This is a genomic window from Chryseolinea serpens (assembly GCF_900129725.1).
GTDB lineage: Bacteria > Bacteroidota > Bacteroidia > Cytophagales > Cyclobacteriaceae > Chryseolinea > Chryseolinea serpens.
In genome coordinates this window covers 995,061-1,010,350 of the sequence record NZ_FQWQ01000003.1, presented here as the reverse complement: position 1 = coordinate 1,010,350, position 15,290 = coordinate 995,061, and the positions used below count along the sequence as shown (strand labels likewise).

The 15,290-nt window shown below is 52.9% G+C and carries 8 protein-coding genes; 3 read left to right on the top strand and 5 right to left on the bottom strand.

Annotated elements, in window-relative coordinates; translation table 11 throughout:
• Positions 1 to 9 precede the first annotated feature (9 nt).
• The 3 genes from BUB30_RS24095 to BUB30_RS24085 all read left to right on the top strand — a co-directional run bounded on the left by BUB30_RS24095 (position 10) and on the right by BUB30_RS24085 (position 5,590).
• Complete coding sequence (locus BUB30_RS24095) at positions 10 to 3,537, top strand: SusC/RagA family TonB-linked outer membrane protein (RefSeq protein ID WP_073139186.1); 3,528 nt, start codon at positions 10 to 12, stop codon at positions 3,535 to 3,537.
• 4 nt (positions 3,538 to 3,541) lie between these two features.
• Positions 3,542 to 5,008: a RagB/SusD family nutrient uptake outer membrane protein gene (locus BUB30_RS24090; RefSeq protein WP_084138339.1), complete on the top strand. Its 1,467-nt coding sequence runs from the start codon at positions 3,542 to 3,544 to the stop codon at positions 5,006 to 5,008.
• A 180-nt stretch (positions 5,009 to 5,188) separates the two neighbouring features.
• Positions 5,189 to 5,590 (top strand): hypothetical protein, encoded by a 402-nt coding sequence (locus BUB30_RS24085; protein ID WP_143165059.1) that lies wholly within the window; start codon positions 5,189 to 5,191, stop codon positions 5,588 to 5,590.
• A 412-nt stretch (positions 5,591 to 6,002) separates the two neighbouring features.
• Here BUB30_RS24085 and BUB30_RS24080 read toward each other — a convergent pair whose 3' ends face one another.
• From BUB30_RS24080 to BUB30_RS24060, 5 genes are all read right to left on the bottom strand, one after another.
• The gene (locus tag BUB30_RS24080; RefSeq protein ID WP_143165058.1) at positions 6,003 to 6,446 is read right to left on the bottom strand and encodes a hypothetical protein; all 444 of its coding nucleotides are present in this window, start codon (positions 6,444 to 6,446) and stop codon (positions 6,003 to 6,005) included.
• Positions 6,447 to 6,780: 334 nt separating this feature from the next.
• Positions 6,781 to 10,299, bottom strand: a complete 3,519-nt coding sequence (locus BUB30_RS24075; protein ID WP_245804156.1) for a VCBS repeat-containing protein — start codon at positions 10,297 to 10,299, stop codon at positions 6,781 to 6,783.
• 249 nt (positions 10,300 to 10,548) lie between these two features.
• Positions 10,549 to 11,949 (bottom strand): serine hydrolase domain-containing protein, encoded by a 1,401-nt coding sequence (locus tag BUB30_RS24070; RefSeq protein ID WP_073139179.1) that lies wholly within the window; start codon positions 11,947 to 11,949, stop codon positions 10,549 to 10,551.
• 11 nt (positions 11,950 to 11,960) lie between these two features.
• Complete coding sequence (locus BUB30_RS24065; RefSeq protein ID WP_073139176.1) at positions 11,961 to 12,380, bottom strand: DoxX family protein; 420 nt, start codon at positions 12,378 to 12,380, stop codon at positions 11,961 to 11,963.
• Positions 12,381 to 12,553: 173 nt separating this feature from the next.
• Positions 12,554 to 15,190 carry a cation-translocating P-type ATPase gene (locus BUB30_RS24060; RefSeq protein WP_245804155.1) on the bottom strand — a complete coding sequence of 879 codons (2,637 nt, stop codon included), beginning with the start codon at positions 15,188 to 15,190 and terminating at the stop codon, positions 12,554 to 12,556.
• Between the last annotated feature and the right edge of the window lie 100 nt (positions 15,191 to 15,290).

Genomic DNA, 15,290 nt, shown 5'->3' with positions numbered 1-15,290 from the left:
ATTTACCCTATGGAGATCAACTACCGTGAGAACAGGAAACCGGGGAACGGCTTCAGGCGAGGTGTGCTGCTTGGCATAGCCTTGCTGATGACCTTCCTGGTGAGAGAGGTTCAGGCAAATCCCAACGGCGGCGCCCCTACCGCAGCCGTGATTGAACTGAACCTGAAAAACACGCCGCTGAAAAAGGCCCTGAAAGAGATCGAACGCCAGACCAACTATCATTTCGTGGTGAACGACAGCCAGCTTCAGGATATTCAAAAAGAAGTGACCATCTATATCCGGTCGCAGAATATTGAAGAAGTGCTGAGCATTTTGCTCACCGGCACGAACGTGACCTATCGCATCAAAAAGAAACAGATCACCCTGACGGAAGTCACGCCGCACGAGAAACCTGCGGGCGTGCTCACCGCCTCGGCAAAGACGCGGCCGACCGGTGTGGCATGGGTGGCTAACCAACCGCTGTTTGTGTACGAGCAGCCTACGATGATGGCCACCGTGGTGACCGGCACCGTGAAGGATGAATTCGGAAGCTCACTACCCGGTGTGAACGTGGTGGTGAAAGGCACAACCATCGGCGCCGTGACCGATGCAGAGGGTAATTTTTCTTTGTCCGTACCCAACGACGACGCGGTGTTGGTCTTCACGTTTATCGGATACCTCACGCAGGAAGTTGTCCTCAACAATCAAACGACGTTGAGTATCCAGATGGAACCCGATGCCAAGACCTTGTCTGAAGTGGTCGTGGTGGGTTATGGTACACAAGACAAGAAAGATGTTACGGGATCGGTGTCCGTTGTGAAGGGCTCTGATTTTGAGAACATCCCTTCCGGCGGCGCACAGCAAGCACTTCAAGGACGTGCAGCCGGTGTTAACGTCGTTCGTAACGGCGGCGCACCGGGCAATGCCGGTTCTATCCGCATCCGGGGTCTTGGAACGGTGAACAACGCCGATCCCTTGATCGTCATCGACGGTGTACCCGCCGGATCGATGAACGATGTGAATCCCAACGACATCGAATCGATGGACGTACTGAAAGATGCATCCGCTTCCGCCATCTATGGTACCCGTGCTGCCAACGGCGTGGTGCTCATCACGACCAAGCGCGGCAAGTTTGACGACAAACTGAAGTTCACGCTCAACGCGTACACCGGCAGCTCACGTCGCATCAAAACCATCGATGTATTGGATGCGCCCACCTACACACAATTGAAGACAGAGGCCTACACCAACGATACGCCCGATGGTTCCACCATCCCGGCCATCTGGAAAGATCCTCAGTATCAAACCCAGAAGACCAATTGGCAAGACGAAGTTTTCAAGCGTGGAACCACCAACAACATCGATCTCTCGATCCGCGGGGGTGGCAAATATTCTTCCTTCGCCATCTCTGGTGGAAAATATGACGAAAAGGGTATCATCGGAAAATCGTACTACAAGCGATATACCTTCCGCATCAACAGCGATCATAAGATCGGCGAGAAACTGAAAATCGGTCAAAGCCTGCAGTTCACCAACACCAACAGCAACAGCGACATCAGTGCCAACGCACCCAACGCACCGTCGGCACAAACCGGTCTGTTGTGGAGCGCCATTCGCTTCCATCCCGGCTTGCCCGTAAAAAATCCCGACGGCACCTACAGCTCGAGCATTCCCGGTTTTGGTGACATCAACAACCCGTTGTACACCATCGATGTACAAGACGTGAACTACGCGCGCAATCGTGTTTTAGGTAGCGTTAACGGTGAATATGAAATTATCAAAGGCCTGAAGGTGAAAGCCAACCTGGCCATGGATGCGTCATTCCTGGATTCGCACAACTTTGAAGTGAAGGTCGACAACCAGTACCGGCAAACCAACTACAACCAGTTGACGTTGACCAACGAAAAGTACTGGGCATTTTTGCAAGAGTACTTCCTGTCTTACAACAAGGAGATCGGCGACCACCAGATCGGTGCCGTGGCCGGTTATACCTCGCAGACATTCAAAGACATTTACTCGAAAGAGATCGGACGCGAATTCCCCAGCGAAGACCCCACGCTGCGCTATATGTCACAAGCCGGGACGATCGTCAACCTTGGGTCTGACAACGGTGGCCGCACCTACGATGCACTGCAGTCGGCGTTCGGCCGCGTGAACTACGCATTCAAAGATCGTTACCTGCTCACCGCAACATTCCGCGCCGATGGTTCGTCGCGTTTCGCTCAAGGATACCGCTGGGGTTATTTCCCCGCCTTCTCTTTGGGCTGGCGTTTGTCGGAAGAGACCTTTATCAAAAATGCCCTGCCGTTCTTCAGCAACCTGAAGTTGACCGGAGGCTGGGGACAATTGGGTAATCAGAATGTGGCTTCGCTACAATACCTCGCACTGATCCGCAACGGTGGAACGTATAACAACTATGCGCTGGGTTCTGATCCGCAAAGCCAGATAAAGGGTTCCGCGCAAGCGCGCATTCCCAACCCTTACATGGGATGGGAAACTGCCCAGATGACCAACATCGGACTCGATGCCGGCGTGCTCGACAACCGCCTGCTCTTCACCTTGGCTTACTTCATTAAAGACACGAAGAAAATGCTGCTGTCGCCGCCTTCGTTGGGAACCCTGGGCAAAGCGTCCATCCCCGACCAGAACGTAGGCCAGATGCGCAACAAAGGTCTTGAAGTGGAAGTATCGTACCGGAAAACCACCGGCGACCTGACGTATACCCTGAGCGGTAACGCCACCTTCATCAAGAATACCGTAACCCAATTGCTGACACCGGGTAGCTTCCTGGCCTCGCAGACCTATGGCCGCACCGACCAGGAGATCACCCGCTCGTATGTGGGCAATCCCTACGGTACCTTCTACGGCTGGCGTGCCGATGGTTTATATCAAAATCAATCGCAGATCGACAGCGATCCAAACATTGCCAAAGACAGCCGCCGGACCGATGGTCTCATTCACCCCGGTGATGTCCGTTTCGTAGATCAGAATGGCGACGGCGTGATCGACGACAAAGACCGCGTGATCCTGGGCAACCCCAACCCGAAAGTAACCTATGGTATCAATGCCGGCTTGGGCTACAAGGGATTCGACTTGAACCTGTTCTTCCTGGGCGTAGCGGGCGTAGACCTCTACAACGCAGACCGGATGCAAGGCCTCAATGCTGCCTATTCGTTCAACATGTATCAGGAAGCCACGGGTCGCTGGCACGGCGACGGCACCAGCAACAGTATTCCGCGCATGAGTGCTACGGACCCCAACCTGAACTTCCGCACATCGAACTTGTTTGTGGAAAACGGTGCGTTTTTCCGGTTGAAAAATATCACGCTGGGCTACACGCTTCCCCGCACGGTATCGGAAACCCTCCGTCTCTCGTCGGCCCGCTTCTATGTGTCGGGACAAAACGTGTTCACCATCACGAAATACAAAGGCCTCAACCCGGAACTAGGTTATGCCGAAGGAAACCGTTCGGGTGGTCAATACACGCAAGTGAATGTTGACTATGCGCAATATCCTTTGTCAAGAACGTTTACCATCGGTGCAACCCTGACTTTTTAATCCTATGAAAAAGAATAACGTATCCATAACGAAGATCATCGGCGCTGCAGGATTGTGCTGTTTCGTGCTCCTGAGCGGATGCCAGGAAAACTTGCTCGACTCCACACCTTACGGCCAGATCACTTCCAGCCAATTCTGGCGCAACGGCGACGACGTCGTAGCGGCCACCAACGCCATCTATACGCCCTTGCTGGATGAAGATGGTTTTGCCCACACCGAATACACCTTTGACAACAGCTCGGACGACATGGTCCGCGCCGGTGACCACGGCGACGCCGAAGCACAGTTGGAGCTCTTCACTTTCAACGCCTCCAACACGCACATCCTCAACACGTGGTCGACCAAATACGAGGTGATCCAACGCGCCAACGCCGTGCTGATGAACGCACCGAAAGTGGTGATGGACGAATCGCTGCGTACGCGCTGCATGGGCGAGGCCTATTTTCTGAGAGGCTTTGCTTACTGGCGCTTGTCGGTGATCTGGGGCGAGGTGCCCCTCATACTCGAAGCCGATGTCGTGGCCAACAATTTCAACAAAGACAAGTCGTCGCTGGAAGAAGTGCGGGCGCAAGCCGAAGCGGATTTTCAGAATGCTGCGAACATGCTCCCCGCTTCCTACACGGGCGAAGACCTGGGTCGTGTGACCAAAGGCTCGGCCTATGGTTTCCTCACCAAGCTGTATGTCTACGAGGAACAATGGGCCAAAGCCATTGCCGCCGGAGCCAACATCACCAACAGCGCGACGTATAAATTGGCCGATAGCTTTGGGGACAACTTCCAACTCGCCACCGAAAACAATCCCGAAGTTCTCTACGGCTTGCAATACGAAGGCGGATGGACAACGGATGATTCTCCCGCGTTCTATCACACACCCGGTGGCTTGGGCGGCTGGGGTTTCCACGAACCCATCCAGGATCTCGTAGACGAATTCGAGCCCAACGACCCGCGCCTGGATTATTCCATTTTCAAACCCGGCGACCAGGTGACGATCATGAAGGATAGCGTTTATACTTTCAAAGCAGGCGATACCCGACTCACGGGCTATGCCTTCCGCAAGTACACCAACTTCACCGCTAATGGCGACATGAGCCAAAGTTTGAATGCGCCTTGGTTGCGTTCGGCTGACGTTTATTTGCTGGTTGCCGAAGCGAAGATCCGCTCCGGTCAGAATGGCGACGATGAATTGAACGCCGTGCGGAAACGCGTAGGATTGTCCGAAAAAACCGGCGCCACCATGGCCGACATCATGCACGAACGCCGTGTAGAGTTGGCCGGCGAAAACGACCGCCACCAGGATTTGATGCGCTGGGATAAAGCCGGGCTCGTCGACATCGTGACGCTCTACGCTCAAGACCGCGGTCCCTTCAAACCGGGCCGGACCTTTGTGCGCCCGAAACATTATTACTTTCCCCTGCCGCAACGCGAGGTCGACTTGAGCGCAGGTACATTGAAACAGAATTCCAATTATTGATAAACGCATGATTTCATTTGCCCGTCACGCCCGGGCAAATGAAAATGGAGCCCAAACGGGATTTGTGAAAAGGCAAGGCGTGTGAAACAATTGTAAGGAAGGCGCTGGTGAGTTCTGCGGGATATTTATTCTGTATCTTACCGGCGCCTGTCTTATGTGGCCTTAAAAAAGTTAATTGCTATGAAAACCACCCTCACCCCGCTTGTCCTTATTATTCTTCTGGCTTCTTGTGCACCCGATAAACGCGAACTGCTTCAGGGGTCGTGGAAAATAGATTCCGTTTATAGTTTTTACAATGGCTTCGGTTATACGCGAACCGACACGGAAGAAGAACCACTTCAACATTATCAACCCGACGGCAGGTTAAGGATGACCCGGGAAGCTGAATTTCGTTTCTTTTTTTATGAGATGCCTGCGTCGGATTCGTTGGTGCATCGGAGTTTGGATAAAAAGCTGTTGTCGAAATATCAGGTGGTGAAGCTTGATGATGAGCATATGGTACTAAGGAAGGAGATGCAGCCGGTGTTTCCGGGGAAGGGGCAGGTGCGGTATGAGTTGAGGTATTTTTCGAGGATTAAGTAGGTTGATTGGTGTGTGGTGGTCGTGGAGAACATTTGGCAGCTGAGTTGTTGGTGAAGAACACCAACAACGGCGGGGGAACACCAACAACGGCAGGGGAACACCAACAACGGCGGGGGCACCAACAACGGCGGGGGTGATGGTGGAGGGCGCTTGTAGCTGAATGGTGGTTGTTGGTGGGACACCAACAACCGGGTGTGACCACAGTGGAGCGTATACTCAAAGGCTGGGGATGTGCCCTGGCAAGTCCTGGTCTTCAGCAATGTGTTGGCTAAGCATTCCGGGATGTGTTACTAAATTTCCAGTTGCTATAATAGGACCTCCACCGCCGTTGTTGGTGTCCCACCAACAACTTCTTTCGGTGTGCGAGTGAACATTAAAATAAACCAGCCTTATTCGGAGGCGTTGATCACCCCTACTTCTCATTATACTCATGAATCAGCAACACCGCCCTCAAATATTTATCGATGTCGCTATTGCTTACACGATGCCGCCGGAAGAACGCGGTCATGTCTTCGAGTTCTGACAAGGCTCCATTGTTTTCAATTTTCCAGCCCTTGGAATCGACGATAAGAACGAAGCGACGCGCGCGACTGATCAAGACCCCCACGGTGTAGATGCCGATCGGATCATCGCCGAGCAACTTGGTGGAGAGCATATCACTACCATATATGGTCTTGAGGCACTTTTCGACACTTTTGTCTTTTTCGAAATATCCGCGGTCCTTGAAAAAATTTACAAGGGACACACCAATACTATCCAGTCTTCCTTTGGCCATCCTGTCTTGGGCATTTGTATCCACGTGATGCAGCGTCAGACAAGAAAATAGCAGAAGGACCAGTCTCAATGAATTATTCATGTTAATCTTCTTTAGGGTTCTTTTTTTATTGTTCTACCGTCGTTGTTGATGAACACAACATTCTTTCCAGCGCACAATATGAATTGCATCAATGGGATGCCGACATCCACCGTCGACGCTAACGCCGTTGTTGGTGTTCTTCACCAACAACTCTCCTTCCAGCGCATCATGTGAATGGCGTCAATGGATGCGACATCCACCGTCCTGGCTATTGTAAATCATCACCTTCACAGTATCCCCCACCACTGGCTTGTTGCCGTCAGTGTGGATCGCCACGATTTGTTGTTGGTGAAGAACACCAACAACGGCGCGCCAACAACGGCGGTGGAATGGATCAATGGGATGCAACATCCACCGTCCTGGATTTACCTTGTCTATTGTAAATCATCACCTTCACAATATCCCCCGCAATCCGAAGTTTGCGCGACGATTGAGATAAGTATCCGCCACCATAACAAAATTCGTGTTTGGATTGTTTGCCGTCGGTGTGGGTTAGGATGGCGTAGGTATCGTTGGGGTGGATCGCCACGATCTGTTGTTGGTGAAGAACACCAACAACGGCGGAGGCGGACCGATCATCACCAACAGCGGAAGCTTCCATGGTGCTGGCTTCGGTAGGCATGGGTGATGTGCTTTCCCATACTTTCAGCGTATCGTTATTTTGCGTCCCCAACACAAGTGTCTTTCCATTGCGATCGATCAGCTCAGCAAGCGCTTTGGCGTTGCCGTCCAAGAGGATGCCGGTTTGGTTTGGGGGGAGCGGGTGGAAATTTCCCTTGCCGTCGCCTTTTAGCAAGAGGCCTTTGAGGGCGTCGTAGCGGCCGGTCAGGACGTCGGTGTCGTAGGCGTTGCCGCTTAACAACACATCGGCGTGGCCGTCGTGGTCGTAGTCGCCGGTGGTGATGCCGCAGACGGGGGCGAACTGGGCTTGCGTGGGCAATGGCTTGAGGGACCAGCCTGCTTTCCCTTTGTTTTCGAGATAGCTGGTTTGAAAGGTTTCGCTTTGGAGAACCCTGGGCTTCGTGTCGGTGCCGGCGATGACGGTCTCGACCGTGGCGTCGGAATAGGCTTTGTAGGATTGGTATTTCTTTTTGAACTGCACGATCTGCTGCAAAAGGTCATCGCGAGGATGAGCCGGGCGGTTCACGTGTTGGATGTAGTAGGCCAATATCGCTTCCGTTGTGCCGTCGTGATTGAAATCGTCCACATATGCGCGCACGGGTTCTTCGGGTGTGGTTTTGTATTTTGTGTTCAGCCCTAAATTGCCGGCGATGTAGTCGGTGTCGCCGTCTTCGTCGGCGTCCACGGCTTGCAGGCTGTTCCACCAGCCGGTGGAATGCTGTACGGCGAGCGGTCCTTCGGCGGGTTTGAATTTTCCGTGGTTGTTTTTAAAGATCATGATGCCCATCCATTCGCCGGTGATCATCAGGTCGGGAGCGTTGTCGTTGTCGACGTCGGTCCAGAGGGCGGCGGTCACCATGCCGGCGTGCTGAACCTCGGGCGCGATGGCGGTGGTCACGTCGGTGAACCGGCCTTGTTGGTTTTGCAAGATGAAGCTTTGCCCGGGTTGTGGATAGCGGTGCGGCGTGGCTCTGCCCCCTACAAAAAGATCGAGGTCGCCGTCGCCATCATAGTCCGCGGCGGTCACACAGGAGCCGGTGGCGGTTTCTTTGGGGAGGGCTTCAGCGTCGTAGCTGAAATTTCCTTTGCCATCGTTTCGATACAGGCGGTCCTGGTAATAGGGCGAACCTTCTTCGAATTCGTTGCCGCCACTCACGACATAGAGATCGTTGTCGCCGTCGCCGTCGGCATCAAAGAGCAGTACGCCGGCGTCTTCTTCATATTTGGTCGTTGTCGTTAAGGGCTTTTGTAAAAATGTTCCATCGGCGCGCTGCAGAAAAAATTGGCCGGATTGTTTGAAGGCGCCGCCCACAAAAAAGTCCTCGAGGCCATCACCGTTCACGTCCCCTACCGCGATGCCCGGTCCGCTTTCGGAATACTTATGCGGCAGCAACGGCTGGATCTTGAAATCGGCATACTCGGTTTCCTGGTGACGATAGATGATCTGGCGGGATTTATCGGCGCGCAAAAAAAGCGGGCCTGGGGTGGGCAGGCTTTGCGATGACGCCGGTCGTGCATCGATGTAACGCAGGGCAAGCGCCTGATTCGCTTTCACGGTGCGCACGGTCTGTTGTTTGCCATCGGGCCAACGGATGAACACGGAATCTACCGCATCCCTTTTTCCAAGACCAAAATGAAGCCCGGGTTCCACGGTGGATTGATAACCACGATACGGTGAAACTTCCTGGTATTGTATGCTGTCGCCGTGATAGAGGGTGACCTTCGCTCCATAGCCCTGCAAGTTTCCCACCGGGCCATTCAAGTTGAGTTGCAGGAAATGATTTTTTCCCGTGAGCTGCTCGGCGTGATTCTCAAACACAAAGGCCGGACCGTTGATGTTGTTGGTAACGTAGTCCAGGTCGCCATCGCCATCGAGGTCGGCATAGGCCGCGCCGCTGGAGTAGGCTGGTGTGGTGAACCCCCAGACGGCAGACTGATCCGAGAACGTGAGATCGCCTTGATTTCGGAACGCAAACACGGGAAGGTGTGCTCCCTCGATGCTGCTGAGTGCCTCCTGCATTTTTTTCTTTTTCGATTGATCGTTCTCCTGCTGCATGAACTCCTGCATCCGGTAGTTCACAAAGTCGCGGTTGGTGATGTCGCGTGGGTAGCCGTTGGTGATGAGCAGGTCTTTCCTTCCGTCGTTGTCGAGGTCGGCAAACAGCGGGCTCCAACTCCAGTCTGTGGCCTCCACGCCGGCCAGTTGGCCGATCTCGCTAAAGAGCGGTTCGCCGTGGGGATCGTCGCCGTCGTTGAGTTGCAGGGTGTTGCGCATGAACTGGGGCGTGTAGCCGTATTGTACTTCGGAACGGTAGCGATCGTAGTTGGTGGAGCCGAACATCAGCTTCTGGCGTTTGTTGTCGGGGGGCAGCATGTCTACGGCCATCACGTCAAGGCGACCGTCGTTGTTAAAATCCGAAACGTCGTTGCCCATGGCCGAGTAGCTGGTGTGTTTGAAGTATTGCGCCAGCCGGTCAGTGAAGGTTCCATCGCGGTTATTGATGTACAACAAGTCGTTCGACAGGTAGTCGTTCGAGACATAGATGTCGGCCCATCCATCGTGGTTGATGTCCTGGATGGCCACCCCCAATCCATAGCCTTCGATGGTGATGCCGGCTTCCTTCGAAACGTCGGTGAAGGTTTGGTTGCCGTTGTTCCGGTAGAGGCGGTCGGTGTTGATCATCTCGCCGTGCACACGCTTGGGGCGGATCACGTTGGGGCCGGTCTGGTCCATGATGTTGGTGAGCAGGTATACGTCGAGGTCGCCGTCGCCGTCGTAGTCAAAAAAAGCGGCCTGCACCGAATGGCCCGTGTCGGCCAGGCCATAGGCCTTAGCGCTCTCGGTAAACGTGTTGTCGCCGTTGTTGATGTAGAGTTCGTTGGCGCGCCGGGCGGGGTCGGCCAGGGGGCCGGCATAACAAACATAAATATCGAGACGGCCATCCTGGTTGATGTCGACCATGGAAACGCCGGTGGCCCATTTTCCCGACGGCTTGAATCCTGCCGCATCGGTAATGTCTTCAAATTTCAGGTGGCCTTTGTTCAGGTAGAGTCGGTTGCCGGTCATGTTGGCGGCAAAGAAGATGTCGGGCAGTCCGTCGTTGTTGATATCGCCGGTGCCAACGCCCGCGCCATTGTAGAAATATTCAAACGTGAGGATGTTCAGGTTCTCATCTTCGTAGAGCGCGTTGCTGAAATCGATCCCGGTTTCTCCGGGCGAAAGCAGGCTCATGAGGGGTTGCGTTTTGTTCGGCGAACAGTGGGTCAGGCCCAGGCAGGCCAGTATCGCCAGGGCGAAAAATCGAGGGCTTGAAGGGTTCATCCTGAGGTGTATTTTCCTGCGATCCCGGAAGGCTTCACTCCCATTTTCCGGTCCACAAAATCCAGCTCAAGATAAAGCTACGCGCGCATAGATGCGGGTCCTTTTTTAGATATATTTTCTGACTTTTCGCTGCCAACAACACGGGACAAAACCGGCACGCTATTCATCCACCGCCGCTAGTATTTCCTCCATTATCGGGACGCCCTGGTCCACCGGATCCGTACCCCAATGACTCCCCGACATGACCACCACCAATTGCAAGGCCGGCACCACAAAAATGTACTGCCCACCATAGCCCCAGGCAAAAAAGGAGGAGACGGTTTTCTCTTTGTGTTCAAAATCTTTTGTCCACCAGAAGTAGCCGTAGCCAAGACCTGGGCGGGGTTGAATTTTTGGCTGCGTGGATTCCGTCACCCAATTGGCCGGCACCACCTGCTTTCCGTTCCAGCGTCCCTGGTTGGCATAGAGCAACCCAAACTTGAGCATGTCTCTCGGGCGCAGATCGATGTCTCCGATCGCACCCATCGGGGTCGGTTCGGCGATGTAGTAATTTTCGATACCCAGGGGCTGTAAAAGGCGCGTTTTGAGTTCGTCTTTGTTTTCCATGTGCGTGGCATGACGCAGCACGCCGTTCATCAGGATATGGTTGAGGGAATTGTAGGCAAAGATGGGTGTTGTCTTGGTATTTCGCGGGAGCAAAAGCAGGTGTATGAATTGGTCGCTGTCGCTCGAGGCTTTTACGAGGCTATTGCGGTCGTCGACATAGTCATAGGTTTGTTCGTCCCATTCGATGCCCGTGCTCATGGTGAGCAGTTGGTGGAGCGTAATGGTTTTATGTTTTTCATCGCAAGTCCATTTTTCATAGCCGGGCAACGACGTGCACAAGGTTTGCTGTGTGTTCCTGATCTCTTTCTTTCCTATCGCAATGCCCGTAAGCGCCGACACGACACTTTTTGTTGCGGACTGAATGTTATACACTTTGTCGCGATTGATCCGGTAGAAATATTCTTCGACGACCAACTCGTTGTTCCGGGCTACCAGCAGACTATGAACATCTTTGAATTTTCCATTTGCGAGATGCGTGATCACACTATCCATCCCTGCGGACGACAACTTTTGAGCTTCCCGCGTGTTCGTTTTTATCCCGTCTTCCATCAACGCCGGTTTTTCATAGGTGTAAACTGGCGACGACCGCGGGTGCAACCCGGAAACCGTGTCGGGCATCACCGCTTTGAAGTGCAATGGATGGGCCTGTGAATCCTCATCAATCCAAATTCCTTCGATACGATTTGTCGCCGGGTCGAAGCGACCCTTGTATTCCGAATAGTATTCCTTCATCCGAAAATGAAGCGAGTCACCCGAAAAGTAGATCGTGTCCAGCGGAAAAGGGTCGCCTTTGAACGTTGCGTTATACAACACCGGGACGGCCCCCTGGTTGTCGAGAAAGATATGGTAGGTGATGCCTGGCATCGCCAGCAATCCCAGGTAGCTGCCGCCTGGTTTTGGATGGGTGTTCGCACAGCCGTTCAGGATGAGGAAAAGCAAAAGGTATCTTCTCATATGACGACGCATTATGCGTCTTTGCGTGAAAGCCAGGATTGCAGACCCCAGCTGCCCGGGCCCGTGAAAAAGAACAACAGGGCGATCAGCGCAAAGAGGAAGGGATGCTGATCTTCATAATAGAATTTTCCGTTGCCCACAAAAAAACATATAAACAACATGTCCGTCATCAGGAACAATGCAGCCACGCGCATAAAAATTCCCAGGCAAAAGCAGATGCCCGTCACGAATTCGAGTCCCTTGCCGATGTAGACCATGACCGTCGGTGCCGGGAGTTTTTTGATCACCTCCCAGGTGGCGTAGCCCGCCATGAGTTCCGGGTTGAAGATCTCCAGACCGTGATAGGCCATCAGCAGACCGGTGATGATCCGGATGACGGCCAGACCCCTCTGGGGTGAAACAGGATCGCTGGTAAAAATCTTTGCAAGCATGCGTTATGGTGTTATGTGAACTCGCCCCTCCCGCTCCCGAAATACTTCCCAATCCACCCCGGTCATGGTGAACTGTGTTCCAGACAAGGTACTACATATTTTTTAAAAATTCTTTACTGAAAGCTCTGTCTCCAAACCAAAATTGCAACAACCCACACGGTCACGCTGCCATTCTAATGAGCAACCGGCCGTCGCTTAAATAACTTTTCAATCTCGACGGCGACAAGGACCACAAGCGATAGCGCAATGGAAATAAACAATTCATAAATGGTTAGCGGTTGTGTCTTGAAAATCTTATTGGCCACCGGGAGATAGATCACTCCAACCTGCAGAATGAAGGTAAAAAGGACCGCGCCCAACAACGGCTTGTTGCTGAACAGTCCTAACCGGAACAAGGACTGCCGGTCGCTTCGGATACCCATCACATGACCAAGTTGAGACAGCGACAACACCATAAACACCATGGTTTGCCAGTGTGGCATTTGACTGTGGACTGCCCAGGCTTCCGTTCCCAGCGTGACGCCGGCCATGAGCAACCCGACCCAGGCGATGTGAAAGCCAATGCCCCCTGCAAAAAGACTTTCATTGGTCTTTCTGGGTGGGCGCTTCATCATGTCTGGTTCAGCGGCTTCACTTCCGAGGGCGAGGCCGGGTAGCCCATCCGTGACCAGGTTGATCCAAAGAATGTGAATGGGTAACAGCGGAATAGGCAAACCAACGAGTGGTGCCAGGAACATCGTCCAGATCTCCGCTCCATTGCAGGTCATGATATACTTGACAAACTTCCGGATATTATCATAAATGTGCCTTCCTTCCTTTACGGCCTTTACGATGGTAGCAAAATTATCATCCAGCAAAACCATATCGGAAGCCTCCTTGCTGACGTCCGTACCGGTAATTCCCATGGCTACTCCGATATTGGCCGCCTTAAGAGACGGAGCATCGTTTACGCCATCGCCCGTCATGGACACGAAGTGCTTTTTGCTTTGCAGCGTTTTTACAATCCGCAATTTTTGTTCCGGCGAGACCCGGGCATATACGCGAACCTTTTCAACCTTCTCTCCAAATTCATCATCGCTCATCTGTTGAAGCTCCTTCCCGGTAACTACAAGTTCGCCATCCGACAGCATGCCAACCTGCCGTGCAACGTATGCGGCAGTCGCTGGGTGATCGCCCGTTATCATCACCACCTTTATACCTGCAGTTTTACACTCCCCTATCGCCACTTTTGCCTCTTCCCGGGGCGGGTCGATCATTCCGGCAAGACCAGCGAAGACCAGACCGCGTTCTATATTTTCACTGTTGATGGTTCCCGGAAAATGATCCACTACCTTGTAGGCAAATGCAATGACCCGGATGCCATCCTTTGCTGATTCCGTTGCCTTGTCGAGAATGGAGGCAGCCTTGGTTTGATCGGCTAAAATGGCTATTACGGATTCTACGGCACCCTTACACGTAACGAGAAATCTGTCGTTAAACTTGTGAAGTGTGGTCATCAGTTTCCTCTCCGAATCAAAGGGAAGCTCTGCGACCCGTTCAAGCTGAGCAATACGTTTCTCTGATCCTCCGCCGGGGTGTCTTTCATGGAAGAACTCTATCAATGCTATTTCCGTCGGGTCGCCCGTGAATTTTTTATCTGCCGATGCTTTCACATCATGGTTAAGGGCCAGACAACATTCGAAAGCCGACAGCCCATCGATTAGCGTCTCCGCGCTGTCATCTTCCGAGCGCACAACTTTCATCTTATTCTGAGTCAGCGTACCGGTCTTATCCGAACAAATGAAGGTCACCGAGCCAAGCGTCTCCACGGCGGACAGCTTTCTGATGAGCGCATTTTTCTTAACCAGGCGTTTAGCGCCAGAAGCAAGCGCCACCGTGATCAGCGCTGGCAACGCCTCCGGAATAGCCGCAACCGCCAGTGATATGGAGGTGAGCAACATGTTGAGAGGATCTTCATCCATCAGATAGCCAACACCAAAAAACACGACACAAATCAACAGTACCAGGTAAGAAAGCTTACTCCCAAAATCCGCCATGCGTTTTTGCAGGGGTGTGACGTCTTCCCCCTGCTGGAGCATTTTTGCAATTGACCCGATTTCCGTCGACATACCGGTAGCGATGACAACGCCAACCGCCCGGCCATTGGTGACGAGCGTGCTTTTATATGCCATGTTAATCCTGTCGCCCAGCGAAAGTTCGGCTTCGGGAAGCGCCCGATCCGATTTCTCGGCTGGAACCGACTCTCCTGTCAGAGCAGATTCATTGATGCGCAATCCATGAACCTCAGCCAGGCGAATGTCGGCCGGCACGACATTGCCAGCCTCCAGCTCTACCATATCTCCCGGCACCAGCTCGGCAGCGGGAAGGGTCACCCGGCTCCCGTTCCTTCTTACCTGCGCGTGCAGCGCCGAAATTTTCTTTAGTGCCTCCATCGCTTCTTCCGCCTTGTTCTCCTGCACGAACCCAACGATGGCATTGAGCACCACGATGACAGCAATGATCAGCGTATCGGTCAGATCCCCTGCAATGCCGGCAATGACCGCGGCGGCCAGCAGTACTACGATCATAAAATCCTTGAACTGGTTTAGGAATATGGTCAACGGAGGCTTGCGCTTCTTTTCAATAAGCTCATTCGGCCCAACCTCCGTCAATCGGGATTTGGCAGAATCATCGGTTAATCCTTGCTGGCTGGTGCTTAAATTTTTAAAAATGTCCTGGAGAGATGATTGCCACCAATTCATTGACAAGGGGATTAAGTTGTTGATCGCCTTGAAATAAGGCACCTTACAATATAAATCATCTTTTGGCAAACTGAAAATGAAGTTGCTCCGGCAAGCTTATGTCGCCTGATCGATGTTTAAATAAACAAGACCAATGTTCTTTTTTTTTCGATATTAACGGGACCGGGAA